22 protein-coding genes and 2 tRNA genes are annotated in these 25678 nt (G+C 34.6%); 19 read left to right on the forward strand and 5 right to left on the reverse strand.

The genetic code is table 11. From position 1 onward, the window contains the following. Positions 1 to 30: 30 nt before the first annotated feature. Genes QP953_RS12365 through QP953_RS12385 form a run of 5 tightly spaced genes read left to right on the forward strand, consistent with a single transcriptional unit; the run spans position 31 to position 5436 of the window. Entirely contained in the window at positions 31 to 870 is an 840-nt protein-coding gene (locus QP953_RS12365) for a hypothetical protein (RefSeq protein ID WP_309555293.1), read from the forward strand. Beyond that, entirely contained in the window at positions 857 to 1423 is a 567-nt protein-coding gene (locus QP953_RS12370; RefSeq protein ID WP_309555294.1) for an ATP-binding protein, read from the forward strand. The genes QP953_RS12365 and QP953_RS12370 overlap by 14 nt, the downstream gene beginning before the upstream one ends. Continuing rightward, the gene (locus QP953_RS12375) at positions 1413 to 2165 is read left to right on the forward strand and encodes an HAD family hydrolase (protein ID WP_309555295.1); all 753 of its coding nucleotides are present in this window, start codon (positions 1413 to 1415) and stop codon (positions 2163 to 2165) included. The genes QP953_RS12370 and QP953_RS12375 overlap by 11 nt, the downstream gene beginning before the upstream one ends. Continuing rightward, complete coding sequence (locus QP953_RS12380; protein WP_309555296.1) at positions 2137 to 4833, forward strand: COR domain-containing protein; 2697 nt, start codon at positions 2137 to 2139, stop codon at positions 4831 to 4833. The genes QP953_RS12375 and QP953_RS12380 overlap by 29 nt, the downstream gene beginning before the upstream one ends. A 12-nt stretch (positions 4834 to 4845) precedes the next feature. Further along, entirely contained in the window at positions 4846 to 5436 is a 591-nt protein-coding gene (locus QP953_RS12385) for a uracil phosphoribosyltransferase (protein ID WP_309555297.1), read from the forward strand. A 143-nt stretch (positions 5437 to 5579) separates the two neighbouring features. On the opposite strand, the gene QP953_RS12390 is transcribed toward QP953_RS12385, so the two are convergent. After that, a complete protein-coding gene (locus QP953_RS12390; RefSeq protein WP_309555298.1) occupies positions 5580 to 6743 on the reverse strand; it encodes a site-specific integrase in 1164 nt (387 codons plus the stop codon). 219 nt (positions 6744 to 6962) lie between these two features. Continuing rightward, positions 6963 to 7047, reverse strand: a tRNA-Leu gene (locus QP953_RS12395). 138 nt (positions 7048 to 7185) lie between these two features. Here QP953_RS12395 and QP953_RS12400 point away from each other — a divergent pair. The 3 genes from QP953_RS12400 to QP953_RS12410 are packed head-to-tail and all read left to right on the forward strand — an operon-like array spanning position 7186 to position 9243. Continuing rightward, positions 7186 to 7785: a Crp/Fnr family transcriptional regulator gene (locus QP953_RS12400; protein WP_052599738.1), complete on the forward strand. Its 600-nt coding sequence runs from the start codon at positions 7186 to 7188 to the stop codon at positions 7783 to 7785. Positions 7786 to 7839: 54 nt separating this feature from the next. Continuing rightward, positions 7840 to 8700: an SDR family oxidoreductase gene (locus QP953_RS12405; protein WP_052599737.1), complete on the forward strand. Its 861-nt coding sequence runs from the start codon at positions 7840 to 7842 to the stop codon at positions 8698 to 8700. Between the two features lie 57 nt (positions 8701 to 8757). Further along, the gene (locus QP953_RS12410; protein ID WP_309555299.1) at positions 8758 to 9243 is read left to right on the forward strand and encodes a GAF domain-containing protein; all 486 of its coding nucleotides are present in this window, start codon (positions 8758 to 8760) and stop codon (positions 9241 to 9243) included. A gap of 78 nt (positions 9244 to 9321) precedes the next feature. On the opposite strand, the gene QP953_RS12415 is transcribed toward QP953_RS12410, so the two are convergent. Beyond that, positions 9322 to 9921, reverse strand: coding sequence for a sugar O-acetyltransferase (locus tag QP953_RS12415; protein ID WP_309555300.1), 600 nt, complete (start codon positions 9919 to 9921; stop codon positions 9322 to 9324). A gap of 255 nt (positions 9922 to 10176) precedes the next feature. Here QP953_RS12415 and QP953_RS12420 point away from each other — a divergent pair, with 255 nt between their 5' ends. The 9 genes from QP953_RS12420 (at position 10177) to QP953_RS12460 (ending at position 19993) form a co-directional block, all read left to right on the forward strand. Then, positions 10177 to 11619, forward strand: a complete 1443-nt coding sequence (locus QP953_RS12420) for an aldehyde dehydrogenase (protein WP_309555301.1) — start codon at positions 10177 to 10179, stop codon at positions 11617 to 11619. A 183-nt stretch (positions 11620 to 11802) separates the two neighbouring features. Continuing rightward, on the forward strand, positions 11803 to 12231 hold the full coding sequence (locus tag QP953_RS12425; RefSeq protein WP_052599733.1) for a RidA family protein: 429 nt from the start codon (positions 11803 to 11805) through the stop codon (positions 12229 to 12231). Positions 12232 to 12374: 143 nt separating this feature from the next. Next, positions 12375 to 12896 (forward strand): 3-hydroxyanthranilate 3,4-dioxygenase, encoded by a 522-nt coding sequence (locus QP953_RS12430; RefSeq protein WP_052599732.1) that lies wholly within the window; start codon positions 12375 to 12377, stop codon positions 12894 to 12896. A gap of 368 nt (positions 12897 to 13264) precedes the next feature. Beyond that, positions 13265 to 13337, forward strand: a tRNA-Gly gene (locus tag QP953_RS12435). Positions 13338 to 13560: 223 nt separating this feature from the next. Beyond that, positions 13561 to 14280 carry a PAQR family membrane homeostasis protein TrhA gene (locus tag QP953_RS12440; RefSeq protein WP_052599731.1) on the forward strand — a complete coding sequence of 240 codons (720 nt, stop codon included), beginning with the start codon at positions 13561 to 13563 and terminating at the stop codon, positions 14278 to 14280. A gap of 347 nt (positions 14281 to 14627) precedes the next feature. Then, the gene (locus QP953_RS12445; RefSeq protein ID WP_408913533.1) at positions 14628 to 15818 is read left to right on the forward strand and encodes a GlmU family protein; all 1191 of its coding nucleotides are present in this window, start codon (positions 14628 to 14630) and stop codon (positions 15816 to 15818) included. A gap of 30 nt (positions 15819 to 15848) precedes the next feature. Next, complete coding sequence (locus tag QP953_RS12450) at positions 15849 to 16502, forward strand: spermidine synthase (RefSeq protein ID WP_197043936.1); 654 nt, start codon at positions 15849 to 15851, stop codon at positions 16500 to 16502. A gap of 174 nt (positions 16503 to 16676) precedes the next feature. Continuing rightward, the gene (locus QP953_RS12455) at positions 16677 to 17888 is read left to right on the forward strand and encodes an OmpA family protein (RefSeq protein ID WP_052599728.1); all 1212 of its coding nucleotides are present in this window, start codon (positions 16677 to 16679) and stop codon (positions 17886 to 17888) included. A 449-nt stretch (positions 17889 to 18337) separates the two neighbouring features. Then, complete coding sequence (locus tag QP953_RS12460; RefSeq protein ID WP_309555303.1) at positions 18338 to 19993, forward strand: glycerol-3-phosphate dehydrogenase/oxidase; 1656 nt, start codon at positions 18338 to 18340, stop codon at positions 19991 to 19993. A gap of 130 nt (positions 19994 to 20123) precedes the next feature. On the opposite strand, the gene QP953_RS12465 is transcribed toward QP953_RS12460, so the two are convergent. Next, complete coding sequence (locus tag QP953_RS12465) at positions 20124 to 21101, reverse strand: helix-turn-helix domain-containing protein (protein ID WP_309555304.1); 978 nt, start codon at positions 21099 to 21101, stop codon at positions 20124 to 20126. A 252-nt stretch (positions 21102 to 21353) separates the two neighbouring features. On the opposite strand from QP953_RS12465, the gene QP953_RS12470 reads away from it, so the two are divergent. Then, positions 21354 to 22118, forward strand: a complete 765-nt coding sequence (locus QP953_RS12470) for an HD domain-containing protein (protein WP_309555305.1) — start codon at positions 21354 to 21356, stop codon at positions 22116 to 22118. Between the two features lie 12 nt (positions 22119 to 22130). Here QP953_RS12470 and QP953_RS12475 read toward each other — a convergent pair whose 3' ends face one another. Next, positions 22131 to 22883 (reverse strand): RNA methyltransferase, encoded by a 753-nt coding sequence (locus QP953_RS12475; RefSeq protein ID WP_309555306.1) that lies wholly within the window; start codon positions 22881 to 22883, stop codon positions 22131 to 22133. Between the two features lie 25 nt (positions 22884 to 22908). Here QP953_RS12475 and QP953_RS12480 point away from each other — a divergent pair, with 25 nt between their 5' ends. Beyond that, complete coding sequence (locus tag QP953_RS12480; protein ID WP_309555307.1) at positions 22909 to 25665, forward strand: BamA/TamA family outer membrane protein; 2757 nt, start codon at positions 22909 to 22911, stop codon at positions 25663 to 25665. Positions 25666 to 25678: the final 13 nt, after the last annotated feature.

The following is a 25678-nucleotide window of genomic DNA, read 5'->3' on the forward strand; positions in this document are numbered from 1 at the left end:
TCTAAAAAGCTTGTAAAACTAATCAAAAGTATGAATCCTAAGATACAAGGATTAATCTTCGATGAAGATAAACAACAATTCAAAATAAGAGAGTTAGAAGTATCTATTACTTCAAAATGCCATTTACAATGCAATAACTGTGGGTTTTGTATTCCTAGTCAACCATCACCTTCTCTTTCAGGAAATGTTATTGAGGAGCTTTCTGCAAGCTTGTCTCATTTAAAGAGATTAAATATTAATATAGGTAGTTTAGGGCTTTTAGGGGGAGAGCCGTCTTTTAATAAGAGTAATTTAGAATTAGCACTTAAAGCCTTTTCAAAGTTTGATAATATTAATCGAATTGAAATAGTTTCTCATGGATTAACCCCTCAAAATATAACTAAAGAATCTTTAAAACTTATTGACAAAATAAGCCTAAGCATTTATTTTGATAACAAGAAGTTAATTACTTTATGGGAAGAATATCTTTTAAAATTTGCCTCACACATTGAACTCAGTTTAAGAATTGAGAAAGTTTGGGATAGGTGGTTTGGAGAGGAGGTAGTTGATGATGAGAAAGCTCAGGAGTTGTTTGATTCTTGTTGGTATAGAAAACATTGTGTTACTCTAGAAAGGCAACGAATTTTTATGTGTTCTAGAATTCCCAAATTATCTCAAGATAAAGAAGGTTTAATCTTAGATTCAACTACTAGCTTTGATGATATTCTAAACTACCTAAACAAAACTGAATTCACTAATTCATGCAAATCATGTATTCCTATGATGGGGCTTTCAACAGTTAAAGCAGGAGTACAACCAGATAATCGAATACATAAAATGATCCCTAAAGCAATTCAATTTTTAACATCTGAATTAAATGAAAAATCTTAGAAGAATTGGTTTATATGGAGTAAAGGGAGTTGGAAAAACAACTATATTAAAAGAAGTTAATAAATTAACTTCTAATGCAGTTTGGCTAGAAGGGGCAAAATTAGTCTTAGATGCTGCAAAATTGCCTTTAACTGAATTTAAAAAATTGCCAAAAGATAAGAAGCACTTATTTAGAGAGCAAGCAATAGAAAAGGCTATTGAGGTTCAATCAAAAATGAATAAACATATTTTGATTGATGGGCATCTAGTGTTTCCAAAAGGAGAAGATGAATTTGAAAATGTAATGACAGATAAAGATAATCTCTTTTATACTGATTTTGTTTATTTAGTGTTCCCTCCAAAAGTTATTCTTCAACGACAAAAAGATGATTTGATAAAAAAGCGAATATACTCCTTAAAAACTATTAAAAACTGGATAGAGTTTGAAATGTCTGAGTTGGAAAAGGTTTGTGAATTATATAAAATAAATTTACATATTTTAAGTGCGAAAAGTAATTCTGATTGTATAAATTTCATTCTTAATTTAATTAACCCTAATAACAATGCTGAATGAGCAAGAAAACATTTCAAGAGTTGAGGCTTGTATAAATGAAATACTTGCCCAAAGTGATAAGTCCATTTTTCTGATTATTGATGGAGATAGGACTTTAATTTCTACTGATAGCACTAAGTATTTTTTTAAACACTTAGAGCTAGAGTTTATAGAAATAAAATCAATTTTTCAAAAGTATGATTACACTTTTGAAGCATTTTACCATGTTGCTTTATTTTATTCTAGGATTGATGAGAAAAGATATAAAGAGGCATGCATAGCAAGTGCAAAAGCTGTAAATATATATTCTGATTTTTTAAAATTTATAAAGGCAGTAAAGGATAAAACGGAATTAATATTAATTACTTCAGGTATAGCTCAAAGTTGGCAAAATGTTATTGACAACCATTCATTGGATTTTATGCATTTAATAGGAGGGAATTATTTCCCAAAAGAAAAATTTGTAGTGGATAAAAATGCAAAAGGTATTATTGCTAATAAACTAAAACTTGCTGGAAAAAAAGTTTTTGCTTTTGGAGATACACTTATTGATTTTGATATGTTACAGAATGCTCATCATTCTTATTTAATAGTAAATGAGAAGATGAATAAAGATATTATTCCTCATTCTCATGAAATTGCTCATTTGAAGCAAATATCATTTAGTAGTGATTCCCATCAAAACTTACCTCTTACTGATTTAATAAAAGTTACATCTCTTATTCATAAATACTATGAGAACAGCACTAACAAAAATTCTTAGAGCAAAAAAACAAAACTGGGAGTTTCTAGATTTAAGTGGTCTTGGAATGAAAGAACTACCTCAAGAAGTTTTTGAATTGATACATTTAAAGACTCTTCGATTAGGGAAATATAGGACTAAAATAAAGAATGCCATAACTATTATTCCAAAAGAAATAGCAAAATTAAAAAATCTTGAAAAATTAGACTTAACAGATAATAAAATTTCTGAACTCCCACCTGAGATAGCTCAACTAAATAATTTGGAAATACTTATTCTCAGTAGTAATAAATTTACTGTAGTTCCTTCTGAATTAACTAAAATGACTAATCTTAAAGAGTTATTTTTAGGGAATAATAGAATCTCGGTCTTGCCAACAGAAATAAAACATTTATCCAATCTTATTAGTCTGAGGTTGAACAGTAATAAGTTTACATCAATTCCAGATGAGATAAACTTATTGAACAAGCTTCAATACCTATATCTATACGATAATCCTATAAAAAATGTTCCTAAAGAAATTTTGGGCTTAAATGGAAAAGATAATGTATGTTCATTGATAAAACAATGGTTTATTGATAAAACTGAAGGAGAAAGCTATATCTATGAGGCTAAACTAATACTTGTTGGAGAAGCAGAAGCAGGAAAGACATCATTATCAAAAAAATTGCGTAATCCTAATTATAAATTAAATCCTACTCAACCAATGACCAAAGGTATAGAGGTTAAGAAATGGGTATTTGATTATGACGAAGACCAAAATTTTCATACCTATATTTGGGATTTTGGAGGACAGGATATTATGCATTCTACACATAGGTACTTTTTAACTGAACGGTCTCTCTATGTTTTAGTTGTTGATATACGAGCTGAAAAAACGGATTTTTATTACTGGTTAAATTTGATAGAACTCTTTAGTTCTGGAAGTCCTGTAATTATTGTCTTGAATGAGAAACATTCCTATAGTAAGGAAATTCCAAATGCAATTATAAAGAGATTTGAAAATGCTATTGTAGGGGTTTATAACGTAGATCTTAAAACAAATAGTGGATTATCTGAATTGACTGAAATCATAAAATCAAATTTGAAAACACTTCCTCATATTGGGAAAGAAAAGATGCTAAATAAATGGCTATCAATACGAAATGACCTGCAAAAAAGAACTAATGATTATATCTCATATGATGATTACCAACTAATAACTCAAAAGCATGGAGTACAAAATGTAGAGCAATCGTTAAGTATTGCAAAAATTTTGCATGAATTAGGAGTTATCTTACATTTTCAAAATCATCCTGTTCTTAGAAACACAATAATATTAAATAAAGCTTGGGCGACAGAAGCGGTTTATTTGGTCCTCTTAGATAAACAAATAACGAAGAATCATGGGAAAATCACTTTTAAGGATTTAGATAGAATTTGGAAAAAATACTCATTAACGAAAAGAGTTGACTTGATACAACTTATGATTAGGTTTCTTCTTTGTTATGTTGTTGAGGAGAATAAAACTTATATTATACCTCAGTTGTTACCAGAAAATGCTCCTAATGAAGATTATCAAATTAATTTTAAGGAGGATGAAATATACTTTAGATACAAGTATGAAAAGTTTATCCCTAAAGGGATTGTATCTCAGCTTATAGTAAAAATGCATGAAGATATTTATGATGAAACACAATGGAAGAGTGGTGTTGTGTTTTGCATTGATTCTACTTTTGCTGAAGTAACAGAAGATTTCGTAGATAGGAAGATTAATATTCGTATTTCTGGTTTACATAAACGAAATGCTCTTTCTGTGATAAGAAAAAAACTAAAAGAGATAAATTTTTCTTTTAAAAAGCTGAGTGTGATTGAAGAAATTCCATGTGGTTGTAAGTTGAATACAGAGGAAGGGAAACCATTCTTTTTTCCACGAAATAATTTAGAGAATTTCAAAGAAAACAATCACAAGACAATCCAATGTCATACTTGTTCAAAAAACCTAACAGTTTTACAATTATTAGATTCTGTATTGAGTGATAGTGGATATATAAATGAGTTAGAAGAAGAATTTTTTAATAACCCAATTAATAAGGTTGATTTTGTGAAGAATTTGATTGAAGGAGGTGAAATGAGAGATGTAGAATTTAAATCTACTTTGTTTGTTCCTTTGGGGAGTGAAGATTATTTTAGGGAAAAGAAAAAAATAGAATCGCTAATAGAAAAGTTTAAAAAAGAAGGAAACAAGAAAGCCCTTGAAAAAAATAAGGAGAGATTAGAAGATCTTGAGAAAAAAAAGAATAACGATAAAGCAGTTAAACACAGTACAATGAAAAATGTTGCTGCATTAGCAAATACTGATGGAGGGTATATTCTTATTGGTGTTTCGGATGACAAAGAAATATTAGGACTTGAGAATGACTTTAATAGGAATAATAAGTCTGATAAGTTCGATTCATTTAATACAGATTTTGATACTTTAATAACTCAATATATTGGAAATCATATTCAAAGTTTTATAAAACCAGAGTTTGTTGAAATTGGTAAAAAACATGTTTTCATTCTAACCGTAAAAACATCTGATTCACTTGTTACATTAAAAATAGGCGAAGATGGTAAAAATACTTCAGATGTATATGTAAGAGGAGCAGGCTCAGCTCGAAAACTTGGGGCGGATGATTTAATAAAATTGGTCATGTCTAGAAAATAATATATAAGTCTAATGATTTTTAATGAATATACAGATAAAAAAGCAGTACAGTTATTAGCGACTCAATCAAGAAGAATAGATATTTCTTCTTTAGAGCTATGTACAGTTCATCTTGAGATGGGGAAATATTTAGCTTATGAAATACTTGAAGAATTAGAGTTAGAAGAAACTAGGATTCAGCATGTACAAGGAGTGAAAACAGGGATGAAATTAAAAAATGAGAATGAAATAATAATTTTTCCTCTAATGCGAGCAGGACTTTATGCTGCTGAAGGGATAAGAAGTGTTATTAAAGACTCGCAGTTTGCACCTTACAGTAAGGAAGAGGAAGAAAAACTTAGTTTAGAAAATAAAACAATTATTCTTGTTGACTCTGTTATTAATACAGGCAAGAGCATTCTTAAAATAATAGATAGCTTAAACAAAAAATCGATAAAAAAAATAATAGTTGCAACTCTTATTTTGCAAAAGGATGCACTTGGGCTTTTTGAAAAATATGAAAGCATCTCATTGTACTCTTTAAGAGTTTCAGAGAATAAATATACTGGAAAAGGGGGAACAGATACAGGAAATAGACTATTTAATACTATAAAAAGGCTTTAACAGTTTGGCAAAATACTGCCGACAACAATTCAATTAGCGATCAAAATTAAGTTGAAGTGGGATCGTGGGATCCCACTAATTTTATAATGTTCTTGTAGTGAATGCTTCAAGCACTGTTGTTAGAATAGCCTTTTATGCAACCTCTACCAATCCACCCCATCCAAAGCATCATTAATAATCTTATTCGACAGATGCAGATAAACCATAGTCGTTTCCAATTTAGAATGCTGTAGAATAGACTTTAGAATATGAATCGGCACCTTAGAAGCCAAATGTGTGGCAAAGGTATGGCGAGCCACATGGCTCGTTAGTTTTTTGTGAATGGATGCCCGTTCTGCCAAAGTTTTTAAAACTCGATTGTAATACTGGTTGGCATACGCATGAAAGATAGGATCCTGAGGAGCCATGCCGTGCAACAGGTATTTGTTGACAATTTCCGTTGGTTTGTGTCCATAGAGTTTGTACAAAGGCAAGATCAATTGTTTGCCCGTTTTTTGCGCCACAATTTTTAAGACATAACCTAGGTAGTCCTGCTCGATATTCTCCCGTTTGACCGAACGAACATCTGCAAAACGCAAGCCCGTATAACAAGAAAAGAGAAACATATCCCGAATCAGCTCCAAGTAAAATTCTTCTCGTCCAAAGGAGAGCTGCTCCAGCTGTACGACTTCCTGTTGAGTGAGCACCGTGCGCTCCGTTTTCACCTGTTTGGGGCTAAATTTCTTGTAAGGATTCTTATTGGCATCAAAAATGTCTCGTTTGATGGCGACATTAATATAACGTCTTAGTTGCTTGTGATGCGTGTAAATGGTATTAACATGCAAGCCATGGCTTGCCAAGAATCGGTCGTACTCTAGGATTAAATCATAGGTCAAATCCGCAAAAAGAATTTTCTTTCGAAACTTCTTGAGATAGTTGAGCGCTGTCTTTTGTTTTTTCTTGGTTTCTTTGGCTAGGGTAGAGCTGTTGGTCATCTCGTATTCAAAAAACTCGGTAAAGGAATTGAGATCCTCGTAGCGTTTGGTGTTTTCCAACTGCGTTAGGGTAACAGAGCCTTGTTTTTTGATCAACTCTAGGGCGTAGGTTTCCATCCGATCAATTTGCCTTCTAATTTCATTGTTAAAGGCCATGGCATTGGGATGGTCAACCACTTGCTTGCGCTTGGGGCTCCATTGTTTGGGGGTAACGTAGATGTTGGTGGAAAAGAATTTGGCTTTGTTGTTCAAATAAGCTTTGATTTGAATCAATGCGGTTCCGTTTTTACGGAGTTGGTGTTTACGATTGTAAACAATAGAGAAATTAATCATGGTTTTAATACTTGAAAAAATTAAAGAAAATGAAAAAACTCCTTTAATCAAGTATTAATATGGGAACAAAACGGGTACCGAATGGGTACCGAAAAGTAGTGTAGAAGTATGTAAATGAACCGTAACATGGGATAAAAAAGAAAACCAAAAAACTAGCTGAAACGGCGATTTTTACTAGGTTTTTGGTTCTTTTTGCAACCGAATGCAACGTGTGAATTGTGCCCAGGACAAGATTCGAACTTGCACGCCCTACACGAGCACCAGCCCCTCAAGCTGGCGTGTCTACCAATTCCACCACCTGGGCATTATTGTTTCCAATAATTATCGGAAGGCAAATATACTTAGTTTTTGGATTAATACAAATTTCCGTACTTTTTTATTTTGAACAATAGATATTCTTTAATTGTTCCTAAGAAATCATTTATTTTAACAAAAAAAATCAATGGTAGAATTATTATTAACAAGACTAGGGAAGTATGCCTCTTTAACAGAAGAAGAAGCAACTTATTTAGCAGAACATTTGGTGATAAAAAAATATGCTAAAAATGAAGTGATTTTTTCAGAAGGAAATATAGCTCGAACGATTTACTTTGTTTTAGAAGGATGTGTGCGATTATATTATAATGTAGAAGGAATTGACAAAACGGCATTTTTTTATACCGAAGGAGATTTTATTTGTGCAGGAGAGAGCTATAATTTAGAAGTTCCAGCTATAGAAAACTATCAAGCTATAGAGGACAGTATTGTTGTTCTATTCGATAAAAGTTGGAATGAAAAATTAATGCATGCTTTTCCTGTTTTTCAACACATCGCCTTGGTAGCGACAGAGAATGAATTAATTGCTTGCCAAAAAATGTTGGCTTCTTTTGTTACGCAAAGCCCAACGCAACGTTATGTTAAGTTGTTGGAAAGTGATGGGGATTTATTCTTGAGAGTTCCACAGCAATATATTGCTTCTTATTTGGGGGTTTCTCCAGAAACATTGAGTCGGATAAAAAAAAGAATTGCTAACAAACGCTTACTTGACGATGGTCAAGAATAAGCTGGTTGAGATGCCTTAGTTTTGCGTTATCGAATTATAATAAAGCAAAACAGCATGAAAACAAAACAAGTATTATTAGCAGGTGGAACAGGTTATTTAGGTGGTTATGTGTTGCAAGAATTGTTACAGAAAGGGCATCGAACAAGGGCGATTGTTAGGTCTTTGAAAAAGATTAATACTCAACATCCGTTGTTGGAGTTGAAAGAAGGACAAGTGACTCAAAAGGAAAGTTTAAAAGGGATATGTGAAGGAATTGATGTGGTTATCAGTACGGTCGGGATTACTAGGCAGAAAGATGGGCTAACATATATGGATGTGGATTATCAGGCTAATTTAAATCTCTTGGAAGAAGCCAAACGAGCAGGAGTACAGAAATTTATTTATGTTTCCGCTATTAATGGGGATGCTCTTAGAGACTTGAAAATATTTGAAGCCAAAGAGCGTTTTGTAGATGCCTTAAAGGAGTCAGGACTGGCATATGTAGTGCTTCGACCCAATGGGTTTTTCTCAGACATGAAGGATTTTTTGAAAATGGCTAAAAATGGACGCGTATATTTATTCGGAGATGGAAACTGTCAATTAAACCCTATTCATGGAGCAGATTTGGCAGAGGTTTGTGTTACTAGTATTGGTAAAAGTACTAGAGAAGTGGTTGTAGGAGGTCCTGATTTGTTTACACAAAATGAGTTGGCAGAATTGGCGTTAGAGGCATGGGGAAATAAAGTTAAAATTGTACATTTGCCGGACTGGATACGCCGAGGAATTATTTTTATAATGAGAACATTTACTTCTTCTAAAACGTATGGTCCTATTGAGTTTTTCTTGACAGCTATGGCAGTAGATAATATAGCTCCTAAATATGGTCAAAAACGTTTAAAATATTTCTTTGAACAAGAAGTTAGCAATATAAAGTAATAATCATAGTGGCAGTCTATACATGAGGGACTGTCACCAATAAACATTTGAATAATTATGGCATTTGATAAGCATCAAGCATACGAACAAGCTATTAATGAGATTAATGCTATCTTGGAAGGGGAGACGAATATGATTTTGAAAATGGCAACGATTAATTGCGTTTTGAAACAGCATTTGCCTTATTATTATTGGGTTGGTTTTTATTGTGTGAACAAGGGACAATTAATAGTGGGACCTTATCAAGGAACCTTAGGGTGCTTGCACATTCCTTTTTCTAAGGGCATTTGTGGTCGTGCTGCTCGAATGGAGGCGACCCAGTTGGTTGAAAATGTGCATGAAGACCCCTCGCATATTGCTTGTGATAGTCGCACAAACTCAGAAATAGTATTGCCTGTTTGGGACAACGAAGGTCAGTTGATTGCTGTCTTTGATGTAGATAGTACGACTTTGGCTTCTTTTGATGCTGTCGATCAGTCTTATTTAGAGCCCTTGTTGGAATTACATTTTAAGGAAAATGAGTTAATCAAATCATACCAATAGCGTTACAATAGTTCGTTGAAACTAACATAAAGGAGTGGCTTACGAGCATAGCGAATGAATCAACGAACTATTGTAATATTAAGAAGGCTCTCGATTTTCTAAGGGACCAACAACCCGACAGGGATTACCAACGGCTAAGACGCCTGAAGGTATATCGGATGCGACAACTGAACCAGCTCCAATGGTGGTGTTGTCTCCAATGGTAACCCCAGGTAAAATAATGCTATTGCCACCAATCCATGTGTTGTGCCCAATTTTAACAGGACTAGAGTAGGTTTTGTAACGCGTTTTATTTGGGTGCGATGGGTCGGTGTAGACCCGTTCAGAGGCTTGTAATGGATGTGAAGCGGTGTATATTTGAACAGAGGGACCAATAAGGCTATTATTACCAATCGTAATTGTATGATTATCTATGAACGTACAATTGCCATGAATAAATGTATTGTGTCCTATAAAAATAAGCTCTCCATAATCGCAAAAAAATGGCGTTTCTAACCAGACGTGCTCCCCAACACTTCCTAATAGCTGCTCTAATAAATGTTGTCTTTGTGAAGTATCACGGCTATCTATATGGTTTAATCTTCTCAGAAGACTTCGTGCGTTATGATATAGGTCTAATAATTCGGTATCTCTAGAATCATAGGCAAGTCCAGCAAGCATTTTTTGTTTTTCTGTCATTGTAGGAATATGGTCTTATTATTAGGTAATAGCTCATTAGGCTAGATTAGCTTGCAATGGGCTATTGAGTGAAAGATTTAGGAATTCCCGAAGTTATAAAAAAGGTCGTAATAAGAAGAAGAGATAACAAGGTTTGTTGTAGAATTGAATATTGTAGTAGTAAAAACATAGTTTTAGGAGAATATTTTTATTTTTAGCAATAGAGTTGTTTTGAATAATTTTAATACAAGAACAGGTTTTTAATTCTAACAAAATATGCAACAGCTACAGAATTATATTAACGGTGCTTTAGTCGCCCCGCAATCCAATCAGTATATAGATAATTATGAGCCTGCAACTGGCAAGGTTTATTCTTTGATTCCAGATTCGGGAGAGGAAGATGTAAATGCGGCAGTGGCTGCCGCAGAAGCCGCTTTTCCTAGTTGGTCAATGACTCCCATTGGAGAGCGTTCTAAGATTTTAATGCGTATTGCTGCTCTAATAGAGGAAAACTTGGAACGGTTGGCATTGGCGGAATCTATTGATAATGGAAAACCAGTTTGGTTAGCAAAAATGGTTGACATCCCACGAGCTGCTAGTAATTTTCATTTTTATGCCACAGCCATCCATCACTATGCTACAGGAGCGCATGCTATGACCAATCAAGCGATTAACTATACTTTACGTGATGCTATTGGTGTTGTAGGGTGTATCTCTCCTTGGAATTTGCCACTTTATCTGTTTAGTTGGAAAATTGCACCAGCTTTGGCGGCAGGAAACTGTGTGGTAGCAAAACCATCAGAAGTAACTCCTATGACGGCGTACTTGCTGTCTGAGTTGTGTATAGAAGCTGGATTGCCTAAAGGAGTTTTGAATATTGTACATGGATTGGGGCATTCGGCAGGAAATGCTATTGTTGCACATGACAATGTAAAAGCAATTTCTTTTACAGGTGGAACACAAACAGGCGCACATATCGCAAAGATTGCCGCGCCTAAATTCAAGAAGCTGTCTTTAGAATTAGGAGGTAAAAATCCTAATATTATTTTCGCAGATTGTGACTATGATAAAATGTTGACAACCACTATGCGTTCTTCTTTTGCCAACCAAGGACAAATTTGTTTGTGTGGTTCTCGAATTTTTGTAGAACGACCTATTTATGAGCGGTTTAAGCGGGATTTTGTGGCGCGTGTAAAACAACTCAATGTAGGTGATCCTAATAAAAAAGATAGCAAAATGGGAGCCGTAGTCTCTAAGGCGCATCAAGAAAAAGTACTATCGTATATTCAATTAGCAAAAGAAGAAGGAGGTGTTGTTTTGGCAGGAGGGGAGGCTTTGGAAATAGAAGGTCGTTGCAAAGGTGGGTATTTTATTGCACCAACAGTGATTGAGGGCTTGGAGTACAATTGTAGAACGAATCAGGAAGAAATATTTGGTCCTGTGGTCACTATTATGCCTTTTGATACGGAAGAAGAAGTTTTGAAATATGCCAACAGCGTACAATATGGCTTGGCTTCTACCTTGTGGACTACTAATGTCAGTCGTGCTACTAAAATGGCACAGCAAATTCATGCAGGAATTGTGTGGGTGAACTGTTGGCTGTTGAGAGATTTGAGAACACCTTTTGGTGGGGTCAAAGCTTCTGGAGTAGGTCGAGAAGGTGGTTTTCATGCCTTGGATTTCTTTACAGAACCTAAAAATGTTTGTATCGAATATTAACTTTTAGACAAATGGAAATGATCTTGGAGATATTCTGTGTATTTAGGTTATGAAATTTGCACAGATATTTGGCTGCTCAATACTATTTGGAAAGCCAATACATTTCATTTTTATAGTCCTCTGTTATGTGACCAAGGTCTTTGTTGGGAAACGAAAAATTAAAACAATCAAAATAAAAAAAATATGATTCCAAAAGAAGAATTGTTATACTCAGATAGAGCACCCAAAGCAGTGGGCGCTTATCCTCATGCCCGTAAAGTAGGCAACCTTTTATTTTTATCAGGCGTAGGTCCTCGAAAACTGGGTTCTACAGCAATTCCAGGTGTAGAGCTGGATGATGAGGGTAATATTGTTTCTTATGATATTGAAACTCAATGTCGAGCAGTATTTGATAATATTCGTTATATTGTAGAAGATTGTGGTTCTAGCTGGGAAAACATTGTAGATGTAACTGTCTTTTTGACGAATATGAAGGATGATTTTAAGACGTACAACAAATTGTATGCGGAGTATTTTAAAGATAATCAACCATGTAGAACTACTTGTGAAATCAATTGCTTGCCAACCCCGATAGCTATAGAGCTTAAGGTAATTGCTACTATCGAACCGTAATTGCTATTTGTAAAAGAAAAGTGCGTAGGAAGTGTTGATAGGTTGTTTGATGTAATGTGCGAATTCTATTTTGTGCTAAACACTTACGATCTTACTTGGGGGATTAAAAATCACTGTGTAAATCTTGTAAATTCTAAATTAAAATGAAAACGTTTAATGTTGTTAATTTGATGAAGTGGGTGGAAGAGAATAAAGATGATCTAAAACCACCTGTTTGTAACAAAGAAGTTTTTCCAGGGTCAGAATATATTGTTATGGTTATTGGAGGACCTAACTTGAGAAAGGATTATCATTATAATGAAACACCAGAGTTCTTTATGCAACTCAAAGGGGATATGGTGTTAAAAATAATTGATGAAGGAGAGCCTAAAGATATTCCTATCAAGGAAGGTGAAATTTTTGTATTGCCAGCCAAAGTGCCGCACTCTCCTCAACGTCCAGAAGGAACGATCGGTTTGGTTATCGAACATGTGCGAGATATAGAAAAGCATACCGATGGATTTCAATGGTATTGTGAAAATTGTAATGCGCAATTGCACGAAGATTATTTTAAATTGACAAATATTGAAAAGCAGTTGCCAGAGGCATTTGCTAAATTTAACAATAATGAAGCCTTGCATAAATGTGATAACTGTGGAGAAGTGCTAGAGGTAGTTAAAAAGTAAGGCGTTATGCCAACCCAATAATATTTGCAACAATTAGGTCTGCGTCTAGGCAATATGGTTGCCTCGGAACTGTATTGTCTGGGCGTTTATGTTTTGAGTATAGAAATGTTATTGGTGGATTAAATTTAAAGGTGTACTTTCCTATAATACGCTATTTAGTCAAGATATATTTTGTGGCTAAAAAAAACTTAAATTTTTTCGATTTTTTTTTGAGCTTTAAAAGTTTGATTTTGATTTAATTATAATTTTAGGTTGTTTTTTTGTTAAAAAAACAAGAAAAAAAAGCGATTATTTTTTTGCATTTCTAAAGACATGTTCTATCTTTGTAATCACAAACGGGAAACATCCCAACAATAATAAAAAAACAAGCGAAAATAGCTCAGCTGGTAGAGCACAACCTTGCCAAGGTTGGGGTCGCGAGTTCGAATCTCGTTTTTCGCTCTAAAGTCTTTCTGAATATTCAGAAAGACTTTTTTTTTGCCAAAAAATAAAGCTTTTAATGCAACAAGCAAACAATAGGTGTAGTATTTGTATTGTATATAAGCAGAAGAACAAATCATCCAAGTATTCAATCATCAACAAGTGTGGTACAAAGTCTATGAGTTAACATTCTAAAGCGAGTTAACTTAGCAAACTGCATGTGTTATTATTAAAACCAGACAATATGAACAAAATAGGAGAACTTAGAGAGTGGGACGAAAATACTTCTGATATAGTAGCAGAAGATGAATTGAGTCAGTTTTTTTCGCAATTACCTATTCGAACACAAAGAGAAGAATGGTTAAATACTTGGTCACATGGTTTTTTTGCCATTTTAGCTGTTTTTGGTTTTGCTTATGTTGTTTTTTGTGCTTTGGCAAATAATCAAGCTTATGCTTTGGAGTCTGCGTTAGTTTATGGGAGTAGTTTAGTCATGTTGTTTGCTGCGTCTGCGTTTTATCACGGAGCATCTGCACCTTTGGTCAAAAAACGTTTGAGAATAATGGACCATTGTGCCATTTTTATATTCATCGCAGGTAATTACACCCCTTTGTTATTGCTTACAGTGGGGGGAGATGTAGGGTTTTCTCTATTGTTGTTACAATGGACTGTAGCGGTGATAGGAGTAGTGCTGAAAATTAAATTTACTGGTCGATACGATTGGTTTTTTATCTTGCTTTTTGTGACAATGGCTTGGATCGGTGTTATTCAGGGAGATTATTTGTATCAAACATTGCCTGCTACTGGATTTAACCTTTTGATTTTGGGAGGTATTGTTTATATGATTGGAATCATCTTTTACAAATCAGAAGCACGTATTCCCTATGCACATTTAATTTGGCATTTGTTTGTTATGGGAGGTTGCTTAATTCACTATATTTTGATGGTTAGTTATGTGTTTTAATCCTGTCTAAATATTGGAATGTACGATCTTATTGATAGAACAAAGATATAACAAAAAATTAGGAGATGATGGAGGTAAAACACTCGATTAATTTTGTATCTTGGAACCACTCAATGAGCAATAAAAATTATGCTTTGCGCATAACTCTCTGTCACCATTAAGTTTTACTAATTTTAAACTTTGTGACGTTAAAAAATGGTAAAAAGTTTTGTGTGATAACCGAATTACTTAGAGGCAAAAGCGTAGTTCATTTGCGGAGATTCATAATTTATCAAATGTAGTGAACTCACGCAGTGCAGCTAAGTATTACAACAAAAAATAAAAGAACAACTAAGATTATGGCAAGAATGGGGCTTATTTTGTTTGATGACAATCGAGAAACACTTAAACCACTCACTTTTACACGTCCAGTAGCAGAATTACGTGTTGGAATTTTGACGATCCGAGAGAAGTGGGAGCGAATGCTAAATATGCCAGCTTCTCATCATACGGCACCTTATCTCTCTACAAAATATCCAGCTAATTTTGAGAGTTTGAACATTCTGGTAAATGGTTCTATCTTGCCTACTCAAGAGCTTTGTGATTACATTTTGCAAACTCTACCATCCAATACGTTGTTAGTAAAAGGAGATACACCGATTGTGTTAAAAACAACTCAAGCTACTGCAAAAGCATTTTTGGCAGGAGAGAAAAAAGTGCCTACTGTATTAGAGAGCGATTTGGAATTTATAGAAATTGAATATCCTTGGGATTTGTTTGGGAAAAATGGTGCGGCTATAGAAGCTGATTTTGATTTGCTGACCAAGGGCAGAACTTCGCAACCATTGAGTGCAAGCAATCGAGTTATTGGCGATACTAATCGAATCTTTTTGGAGGAAGGTGCTTGGGTAGAATGTGCTATTTTGAATACGGAAGGCGGTTCTATTTATATTGGGAAAAATGCTACAGTAATGGAGGGCTCTATTATTAGAGGTAGTTTTGCATTGTGCGAATCTGCCACTACTAAAATGGCAGCCAAAATATACGGTCCAACAACTATTGGGCCTCATTCAAAAGTAGGTGGTGAAGTCAATAATTCGGTGATACTTGGTTATTCTAATAAAGGGCACGATGGATTTTTGGGAAATTCCGTATTGGGGGAATGGTGTAATTTAGGAGCAGATACGAATAATTCTAATCTTAAAAATAATTACGGAGAAGTACGTGTTTGGAACTATGAACGCCAATCTTTTTCTCGGACAGGTCTTCAATTTTGTGGATTAATTATGGGCGACCATTCCAAGTCAGGTATTAACACAATGTTTAATACAGGAACCGTGATAGGGGTATCTAGCAACCTTTTTGGAGGCGATTTCCCTAGAAAATTTGTCCCTTCTTTTTCTTGGGGGAGTAGTAAGGGCTTTGAAATTTATCAGTTTAAGAAAGCTATGGAGACGGCAGAGCGTGTGATGCAACGCAGAAACAAGGAATTAGATGAGATAGAGCTGGCTATTTTAAAGCATGTGTTTGAAGAAACAAATGTGAACCGAAAATACTAAGTTTGTATGAAGCTAACATTTTGGACCAAGTTGAGTAGCTATTTTGTAGATGTGCAGTTGGAAGAAGCTTGGAGTGATTATAGCGGAAAACTAGAGGTTATTTGTAGAAATGGGCGTTATGCACTTTGTACCCAAAATGCAGTGTATTCTTATGATGATTTGTATGTTAACTTCAGAGATAGTTTCCAACAAATAAATTTGGACAAATATTCGATAGAAAATGTTTTAGTTCTGGGGCTTGGCTTGGGATCTATACCGTTATTATTAGAAAAAAAATTTAAAAAAAAATATAATTACACATTAGTAGAAATTGATCAAAAAATTGTAAATTTAGCTAATAAGTATACATTAGATGAGCTTCAATCCTCATATTCAGTGATTTGTATTGATGCTTTAGAGTACGTTAAAACCTGTTCCCAACAATTTGACTTAGTGGCAATTGACATTTTTATTGATGACCAAATTCCCTCTGCTTTTGAGTCTGTTCAATTTTTAGAAAATGTCAAAAGAGTATTATCACCCAATGCTTTGCTTATGTATAATCAATTGACTTATAACGACACTCTTTTGTCAAAAACAGAACTTTTCTTCGAACGCAAATTTAAAAGCGTTTTTCCTGAAGCTGTTTTTTTGTCTCTGAGTGGTAATAAAATGTTATTAAACAAGTTTTGTCCTACAAAATAAAAGTAAGAATTAAATAAGAATTTATATTGAATATATAATTTTTTTTGTTATCTTTAAGGGGTAAGCTATTTTTCCCCCGTATTTTGTAACAAAACTGTAAGAAATAACATATAAAATATAGTGTATAACACTATAGTAATACAATTTATACTAGAACATAAACTTTTACTAACGATGAGAATTTTGTTTTCTACAAATCATCTCCCCAAAATTACAGTATTTCTGCTTTTATTCTTATTGAGTGGAATACAGACAGTTAGTGCTAACAATAGTTTTTTTGATTATCTCCCAAAGTACAGAAAGTTTAAGTCTCACTACCAAATTGACAAAATTGAATATCAAGAAAAAAGGACGATCATCCATTTTCGATATGTAGTTCAAGAATCAGGTACAACGACTTTTTATAATGGCAACCATCCCAACTCTTGGTATTTGAGAACGCCTCCTAGAATGAGAGGATTAGAAATACAATTCAAACAACTAGAAGTTGCCAATATTGCTATTAATAACGAAGTTAAACGAACATCTCTAACCAATGTTCCCGAAATTAGTTACGACTTAAATAGGGGTGATGTGGTTACTTGCGAAGTTCACTTTGTTAGAATTCCTCGTTATATTCGAATGCTGGATATGATTGATGGCAAGGATGGACACTTAGACCAAGACAAGTTAAATTGTTTTGATATTATGATAAAAACTAAGGACAACCCTTTGTTAGGCAAATCAGAAAACATGGTTGCTGTTGTCAATAGGTTTGAGCAGTCTTTTAGCTATATCAAGCCAAAAGTTCAGGAAGGTAGCCCTTCTGTTGCTAGCACGTCTAGTCAACCTCGTAGTTATTCAACAACAGGGTCAAGTACAAGACCTTCTACAACTCGACCGACGACAACTCGACCAACTACGACTCGTCCAAGCTCAAGTTCAACGACTCGCCCTTCTAGTACATCAGAAGAAAGAGAAGTGGTCAATATTAATCAAACTCCTGAACCTATTGATTACATGCCTGGGGCATTAACCTCAATGGTAGATTTAAAATGCGACACACGAGTTTATTTGCCAGATGTGGTTTTTAAAGAAGATGAAACTAAATTTTCAGGTCGTGTAAAGGCTATTCAGAACATTCGAGTAATTGTAGAATACGTTAATACCTATACAAATGCTCGAATTAATTTGTATGGTCATACTGATATACATGGAAATCCACGAAAAAATTTAGACCTTTCAAGAGAAAGAGCCTTGGCTGTAAAGCGTGAATTGGTCAATATGGGAATTAACCCTAATAAGATATCTGTTTACTTTTTTGGAGGAACGCAGCCTTTGTCTAAATATAAAAATGGGGGTTCGCCTAATCGTCGTGTAGAAGTAGAACCGATTTGTGTGGAATAAAATATTAATTTTATAAAAATATATAAGATAGCTCTACAAGGAATTGTAGGGCTTTTTTATTGTACATACTCTGTTGAATTTTCAACGGAGTATGTAGTATATTATAGACCTTTTTGCCTTTTTCAAAACGACATTAGGATATAAGATAAAATCATCTTATAATAAAGCTTAGAATAAACAAATTGCCTTATATTTGTTTTATAACATAGAGCATTTGTTACAACAAGAATTGGTAGATTATCCATCGAATATTTAGGGAATTTAGCAGAAGCAGTAATTCTTAAATCAAGAACGATAATGCTTTGGATATTTAGCATCTTAAATGCAAGTGAATCGGCTATCTATTTAATGTGGTTTTGTAACAAACTATTGAAGTTAATTAGTTGCATTTTGAGCATCTAACGAATTAACTAACGACAATCAATCATCATCAATCATAAATTAAATTAATGAATACAGGTACTTTTTCGGCAGCTGAGCGCACCACTTGGTTGTCAAAATTAGAGTCAGAGCTATTTGACTTATTGGTTATTGGAGGCGGAATTACAGGAGCAGGAATTGCTTTAGATGCTGCGACAAGAGGTCTTAAGGTAGCTTTAATTGAAAAGAAAGATTTTGCATGGGGGACAAGTAGCCGTTCTACAAAACTCATTCATGGAGGCTTACGTTACTTAAAACAATTAGAGTTTGGTCTGGTTCATGAAGTAGGTATTGAGCGGGCAATTGTACATGCTAATGCTCCTCATGTTGTCATTCCCGAAAAAATGTTGTTACCAATTGTTGAAGATGGATCATTGGGCAAAAGACTAAGTTCTATCGGACTTTGGGTTTATGATCGTTTGGCAAGTGTGGAAAAAGAAGAGCGTAGAAAAATGTTAGAGAAAGATGTCGTTGTAGGTTTAGAACCATTGGTACGCCCAGATATCTTATTGGGAGGTGGTTTGTATTACGAATATAGAACAGATGATGCTCGTTTGACCATTGAAAATATAAAAACAGCGGTGGATAATGGAGCCATCTGTGTCAATTATGCTGAGCTAACAGATTTTGTCTACAAAGAAAATGGTTATGTAGGAGGAGCAGTAGTAAAAGATCATATAGGGAATCAAACAATAAAAGTAAATGCTAGAAGAGTTGTAAATGCGGGAGGTCCATGGGTGGATACCATTCGAACATATGACAAAGAAGGCGTAGTTGGTAAACGTTTACATCTTACAAAAGGAGTGCATATTGTCGTTCCTTATGAAAAGTTGCCGTTGCAGCAATCGGTCTATTTTGATGTAAAAAAAGACAATAGAATGTGCTTTGCTATCCCAAGGGGAAATATTACGTACATTGGAACAACAGATACTTTTTATGATAAAAGTATTGACCAACCGAATGCAACAAGAGAAGATGTACTGTATATTTTAGAAGCCACCAATTATATGTTTCCTACTGCAAAACTAAATATTAGTGATGTAGAGTCTTCTTGGGCTGGTTTAAGACCCTTAATTCACCAAGACGGTAAGTCTCCCTCTGAGTTGTCAAGGAAGGATGAAATTTTTTATTCTGAAACAGGCTTGATTTCTATTGCTGGAGGAAAGCTGACAGGCTATCGCAAGATGGCAGAGCGCGTTTTGAATTTTGTTGCTAAAACAATGCGTACCAAGAGTAGTTCCAAAACTCAAAAATTAAGATTGTCTGGAGGGGATTTTGACTCTACAGAAGCCATTCAAGCCTACGTGTATAAAGTGACAGGAGAGGCTAAGCAAATTGGTTTAAGGATAGAGCATATTCATGCGTTGGTCTATCGTTATGGTACGAATACAGATATTATCATTAACAAAGCTTATGAATTGTACAACTCGATTAAAGACGTAGAAGAGCGTTTGTTGAGTGCTGAAATTTGGTATTCTATTCATTATGAAATGACAAATAATTTATGTGATTTTTTAATACGAAGAACTGGTCGCCTTTATTTTGAACGCCCTACATTAGAACATACCTATCATTATATTGCCAACCAAATGGCAAGCATGTTGAATTGGTCAGAGGAGCGAAAGCAGAAAGAAGTGCAAGATTTTGAGCAGGCTTATGCAGCAGTAATGAACTTTAAACGATAAATAACGGCTACTAATAATAAGTGGGCTTTGTGCTTTGTAAAGACAGTCACCTGTTTAATCGCTTGGGGCTTTACAAAGCACAAAAGCAGTTGATAGATATGCTCAAACAGTTTTGGGAAGCCTTTATTTATCATTTCGAGAGCGCATATTTTGGGGCATAGGCTATAGGAGTCCTACCGGTTAATTTTTTGAACAATACTCGGAAAGATTTAGGATCTTGATAGCCTATTGAGTACATAACTGCTGAAACATCTAAATGACCAGTTTCAAATGCTTTTTTGGCTACCTCTATCCTAATTTTTTGTAAATAAGTAATGGGAGTGTCTCCTGTGGCTTTTTTGAATCTCCTAATAAAGTTTCGAGGGCTCATCATAGCTATAGCTGCTAGTTGGTGAATGTTTATTTTTTGTGCATAATTCTTTTCCATAAAAGATTGTACGGCTATTATAGGAGTATCTTGATGGTCTTTTTGTGGATAAAAAATATAAAAACGATTTTGAGATTCAATAGGATATTCTATACCCAATACTTTTGAAAAATGAAGGGCAAGTTCTCTAGAACAGTATTCCTCGAGTAACAAGAAAATTAGTTGAAGGGATGAGAATGCACCTCCACTGGTGTAGATGTTTTTTTCTTTGGTAACCGTTTGATTTGTTTTCATAATAACGTTCAGAAAACGAAGGCGCATCATTTTATCTCCCATCCAATGGGTAGAGCAGGGCAATTGATCAAGTAGCCCCGTATTGGCTAAGAGGATAGAACCAAGACACATACTACATAGTTTGGTGCCTTTTTGATATTCTTCTTTTAACCAAAGACTGAGCTTATTATAATGAGCTAAATCCATCGTATCCAAAAAAGATTCTTTTAAAGAAGGAAGTAAAATGACATGATTAGGAGAAGTATTGGGAATAGTCTCACACGTTTTTATACTAGTATATGTATTAATTGTAATTTCAGATTGCTCATAACCGACTAGTTTTAAGTGGAAAAAAGACTTGCCTGTAATCTTTTGCATGTATTCATTGACGCTATTGATTAGATCAATAGTTGGGAAAATAGCCGAGCCAAAACTATCTTCATATATAACGAGGGATATGATAATCATAGATGGTTTGTCTTGTATAATAATAATTCGTTGCTTTTAATTGCTGATAATTAAACTAATACGATTTTTAAAGCAGAACAATGATAAAGTTCTTGACCGATCACAAAGTAGCAGCGTAGCTAGCCATTAGTGGTTCAAAAATAAACTATTTTAATGGCAATATTTCCCTTTTAATTGTCAATATTGCCTATTGAGGAACTGGTTAGAGGTAAATATATTTGCATCTTAATTTATAACTTAAAAGGATGACAAATGGAAATAGGAAGTTATCGTTGGGCAAAAACGACAGACAGCAAGCTCAGTAAATCAGAAAAGCGACAGATTTTGCAACAGTTGATTCGTGTACAGTTCAGAGAATTTATATTATTACTTCAAACTAAAACAGGGTTCAATAAGAATCGACTTGCACAAGTTAACTTGGATTCAATTCGAATACCCGATTCCAAATTTGCAGATTTATCGAATGAATTAGCCAAAGAAACGTATGATGTGCCCTTGTATAAACATTGTGTCCGAACGTACTTTTTTGCCAGTATGTTGGCTCAATATGAGGGATATAAGATTGATGAAGAATTGTTATACATTAGTGCTATTCTGCATGATTTGGGGATTAGTGAGACACACAAACAAAAGGCTTGTTCTTGTTGTTTTGCTGTTGTTGGCGCAGAGTTAGCCTATGACTTTGCTAGTCAAATTGGTGTAGAAGAACAAAGAGCTCAACAAATTTACAATGCAATTTCGATTCATTTGAACCCACTCGTTTCTAACAACCAAACACCTGAGGCTGTTGTTTTGAGTCGTGGAGCCTTTCTAGACGTTTCTGGCTTTAGTCATCGCTGTATACCTAAAAGAGAGCTGGTTAAACTAAACACAACCTATTCTAGAACTAATTTCTCAGATGCATTAATAGATACGGTAGACAACATCAATCATCTAAAAGGAACTAGAGCAGAATTTTTACGGAAGTTTGGTTTTTCCAATTTAGTTCGAAAAAATCCTTTGAATAAAATAGTCTAATTTAATAAGGCACTAAAGTTGAGAAGCAAACAAAGCGCATAAAATCCCTGTTGCTACACCTGCGTTTAACGATTCTGCACCACCCATTTTAGGAATGGTGATTTTATGCGTAATTTCTTTTTGAATAGGATCACTTAAACCTTTGCCCTCATTACCAATCAAAAGAAAGGAAGGTGTTTTTAGGGACTGTTTAAAAACATTGTCACCACCTAATACAGCTCCATAAACAGGTAAGGATGGGTATTGAGAGAATAATGCTTCCAAGTCTATATAATGCACTTGAACACGAAGAAAACCACCCATACTTGCTTGAATTACTTTGGAGTTGTAGATGTCTACGCAGCCTTTGGAGCAAAAAATATGAGGAATTCCAAACCAATCGGCAATACGAATAATGGTTCCCATATTTCCAGGGTCTTGAATGTTTTCAAGAACTAGATTAAGTGATGTTTGTATTTTATCAGCGAAAGATGTATAATGAGGTGTTTCTACAACAGCAACAACCGAATTAGGAGTTTTTAAAGAAGATATTTTTTTGAGTCCATTAAGAGGTGTAGGTGTTAAATGGTTTTGATAAGATGCTAGGATAGTTTTATTTTTGTTAATCCAGTCTTCTGTTGCATAGATGGAATGTATCTTGAATATATGCTGACGTAATACTTCATCAATAATTTTTTCTCCTTCTACTAAAAAAACTTTCTCTCTTTGTCTGTGTTTCTTTTGTTGAAGGGATTGTAAATATTTAATCTTTGCTTTGGATAACATCTTAGCGTTAATTCTATTTAATTCTATGAAATATAAATTTGAGCACTTTTCTTGTATTTTCTTGCTTTTGTGTCTACTAATGAGCAGTTGTGGCAATCGAAAATTCTTAAAGAGTCACTCAAAGTCGATGGAAAAACCTCGAGTTAGAGTTTTTGATGAATATATGGTGAAAAAAAACCAAATTAATTTTCTGAAGCAAAAGTACAAAATCCAAGAAGACTCAGAGAATTTGTACTACGAAATGTCTTCCATTATTCAGCAAGTTCCAGATCGCTCTATAATACGAGGCTTTCGCCAAATGGTTTATCACCTCAACGATACATTGTCTATTCCGTACAAATTTAATCGAGATAGTATGCAAATACTTCCCGATACTATTCGTCGAAAATCAACAGGACTACAGCGTTGGTTGCATCGAAAGGTAGGGTATGGACCTGTTATTTTAGACACAGCAAAAACTAATCTTACAGTTAGGAATATGCGTGCTTTTCTAAATCAAAAAGGTTATTACAATGCAGAAGTTAGTTCAGAGATTACCTATAAAAGACATACTGCAATTGTATCTTATAATATAAAAACAGGAATGCCAATATTAATTGACACGGTATTACTTATTTCTAAAGATACTGCTATTCAGGATATAATGGAGGAAATAAAAAGTCTTACTGTGTTAAAGCAAGGAATACGAGCATCGGTTGATAACATGAATAAAGAAAGAGGAAGGCTTGAATTGGCGATTAAAAATCGGGGGTATTTTGAATTTACAAAGAATTATGTCGTCTTTCGAATTGATACGGTCAATGCAAAAGAAGTAGCTCCAAAAGAGGGGGGGCTTTTTAATAGCAATCCCGAACAAGGAGAACCAAGAGCAAATATTTATGTTGAGGTATTGCCTTATTCAGATACCTCGATTATCCACCCTAAATATAAGATTTGTAATGTTTTGATTACTCCTAATGAGTATATAGTAAAGGCGTCTAAAGTACGTAAGATCAAAAAAGATTCTTTTTTTATTGTTGAGCGGACACTTAAAGATAGAGTGAAGCGGATTGTTCTAAAAGAAGGAGAGATTATGTTGCCAAAAGATAGTTTGGTTACAACGGTAAAAACAGTTGGAGGGAAACAACGTCGGATTGTGTTGCGTAGCTTGCCAAGATTCAAGAAAGTAACTTTGAACGCTCGTTCAGAGATGCAAGATAACGATAAGCTAGTACATATTTTATTGCGTAAAATTGTTAGAAACAAAGATGGAAGCCCAACAACAGAGCGCCAACGAAGACAAACTTATTTTATTCGAGATAAAGTAATTTCGGATGCGGTGCCTGTTGAGATTGGGCAGTTGTATAGTTACCGATTGGAGCAAGAAACTAGGCGCAATATTAATGTGTTGGATGTATTTCGAGCCCCAAGGGTAGAGTATGTCATTTCGTCCAACGGAGAACCTAATTGTTTAGATTGTTTGGTCAAAATGCAACGTGGAGAGAAACAGGGTGTTGGAGGAGATTTTGAAATTAATAATAACAATACGAATGTTTCGAGTTTGGGAGTCGCAGCTTTTGGATCTTACCAAAATAAAAATATTTTTAAAGGAGCAGAGACCTTCGAAATTTCTTTATCAGGAGGTCTTGATTTTAAATTAACAGGACGAGATTCTTTTGATAATAATTTCTGGAAACAAGCAGTAAATTTGTTTGATGTTTCGGCAGAGACAAGCTTATTTTTTCCTAGGTTTTTAGGTTTTCCTTTCCTTAAGAAAATGTTCAAAATGGAAAGCCCTACTACAAAAGTTTCATTGGGATACCGATATCTACAACAATCAACGGATTTTCAAATTAGCTCTTTTTATACCAAAATAGGATACGATTGGAGGCGAGGTCCCTATCATACATTTAGTTGGAATCCTGCTGTGGTTAATATCACTTTGCAGCCTGTGTTGGAGCCTAGTTTTGAAGCCCTACTACGACAAAACAATAGGGCATTATACGAGTCTTTGTCTGCCAGCTATTTGATTCCTAGTATGGATTTTAGTTATACATTTAGTTCTCCTACAGCCTCAACAAAAGGAGGTAGTTGGTATTTTAAATCTTCTTTTGAATTAGCAGGAAATCTTATCTACTTATTAGATCAGGCAGTGGAGCCAAATAAGCAGTTGAAGTTTTTTGGAATAGATTATTCACAGTATTTTAAAACAGATTTTGATCTTCGTTACTCTTATAAATTAGGAAAATACCATTCGATTGCTTCTCGATTTATGTTTGGTATTATTATTCCTTATGGGAATTCAGAAGGTACGGATGTGCCCTTCGTTAAGCGTTTTGCATTGGGGGGACCTAGTAGTATGAGGGCTTGGCTATTGCGTTATATTGGTCCTGGTGAGCAAACTTCTGTTAATGGTGCTGAATTTCAACTGGGAGATTTGAGGATGGAATTTAATAGCGAATACCGTTTTATGTTTACCTCTTGGATAGGTGGTGCCTTTTTTGTAGATGTTGGAAATATTTGGTTGTTGAATTCCAGAGCAACCGCAACAAATATTCCACAGCAGAACCCCAAAACAGGGGTTTTTACAGAGCGTTTTTATGAGCAGTTGGCCATTGGAGCAGGACTAGGACTAAGGTTTGATTTGAGTTTCTTTGTCTTTCGGGTAGACTTTGGGATACAATTGAGAGATCCACAAGGATACCGCCTAAAAGAAGACGGAACTGTGCAGTATTGGAACTTTGATCCTTTTGTCTTGCCAGGGCGTTCGAACCTTATCTTTGCTGTTGGGTATCCATTCTAATGAATCTTATTGA

Source organism: Aureispira sp. CCB-E, from assembly GCF_031326345.1.
In the GTDB taxonomy this organism is placed as follows: Bacteria; Bacteroidota; Bacteroidia; order Chitinophagales; family Saprospiraceae; genus Aureispira.

Coding starts and splice junctions, on each gene's coding strand:
- QP953_RS12385 (WP_309555297.1), top strand. CDS start 4,846: ATGATTTTTAATGAATATACAGATAAAAAAGCAGTACAGTTATTAGCG.
- QP953_RS12365 (WP_309555293.1), top strand. CDS start 31: ATGAATCCTAAGATACAAGGATTAATCTTCGATGAAGATAAACAACAA.
- QP953_RS12470 (WP_309555305.1), top strand. CDS start 21,354: ATGGAAATAGGAAGTTATCGTTGGGCAAAAACGACAGACAGCAAGCTC.
- QP953_RS12400 (WP_052599738.1), top strand. CDS start 7,186: ATGGTAGAATTATTATTAACAAGACTAGGGAAGTATGCCTCTTTAACA.
- QP953_RS12420 (WP_309555301.1), top strand. CDS start 10,177: ATGCAACAGCTACAGAATTATATTAACGGTGCTTTAGTCGCCCCGCAA.
- QP953_RS12455 (WP_052599728.1), top strand. CDS start 16,677: ATGAGAATTTTGTTTTCTACAAATCATCTCCCCAAAATTACAGTATTT.
- QP953_RS12430 (WP_052599732.1), top strand. CDS start 12,375: ATGAAAACGTTTAATGTTGTTAATTTGATGAAGTGGGTGGAAGAGAAT.
- QP953_RS12390 (WP_309555298.1), bottom strand. CDS start 6,743: ATGATTAATTTCTCTATTGTTTACAATCGTAAACACCAACTCCGTAAA.
- QP953_RS12375 (WP_309555295.1), top strand. CDS start 1,413: ATGCTGAATGAGCAAGAAAACATTTCAAGAGTTGAGGCTTGTATAAAT.
- QP953_RS12460 (WP_309555303.1), top strand. CDS start 18,338: ATGAATACAGGTACTTTTTCGGCAGCTGAGCGCACCACTTGGTTGTCA.
- QP953_RS12475 (WP_309555306.1), bottom strand. CDS start 22,883: ATGTTATCCAAAGCAAAGATTAAATATTTACAATCCCTTCAACAAAAG.
- QP953_RS12410 (WP_309555299.1), top strand. CDS start 8,758: ATGGCATTTGATAAGCATCAAGCATACGAACAAGCTATTAATGAGATT.
- QP953_RS12465 (WP_309555304.1), bottom strand. CDS start 21,101: ATGATTATCATATCCCTCGTTATATATGAAGATAGTTTTGGCTCGGCT.
- QP953_RS12445 (WP_408913533.1), top strand. CDS start 14,628: ATGGGGCTTATTTTGTTTGATGACAATCGAGAAACACTTAAACCACTC.
- QP953_RS12425 (WP_052599733.1), top strand. CDS start 11,803: ATGATTCCAAAAGAAGAATTGTTATACTCAGATAGAGCACCCAAAGCA.
- QP953_RS12480 (WP_309555307.1), top strand. CDS start 22,909: ATGAAATATAAATTTGAGCACTTTTCTTGTATTTTCTTGCTTTTGTGT.
- QP953_RS12370 (WP_309555294.1), top strand. CDS start 857: ATGAAAAATCTTAGAAGAATTGGTTTATATGGAGTAAAGGGAGTTGGA.
- QP953_RS12440 (WP_052599731.1), top strand. CDS start 13,561: ATGAACAAAATAGGAGAACTTAGAGAGTGGGACGAAAATACTTCTGAT.
- QP953_RS12415 (WP_309555300.1), bottom strand. CDS start 9,921: ATGACAGAAAAACAAAAAATGCTTGCTGGACTTGCCTATGATTCTAGA.
- QP953_RS12405 (WP_052599737.1), top strand. CDS start 7,840: ATGAAAACAAAACAAGTATTATTAGCAGGTGGAACAGGTTATTTAGGT.
- QP953_RS12380 (WP_309555296.1), top strand. CDS start 2,137: ATGAGAACAGCACTAACAAAAATTCTTAGAGCAAAAAAACAAAACTGG.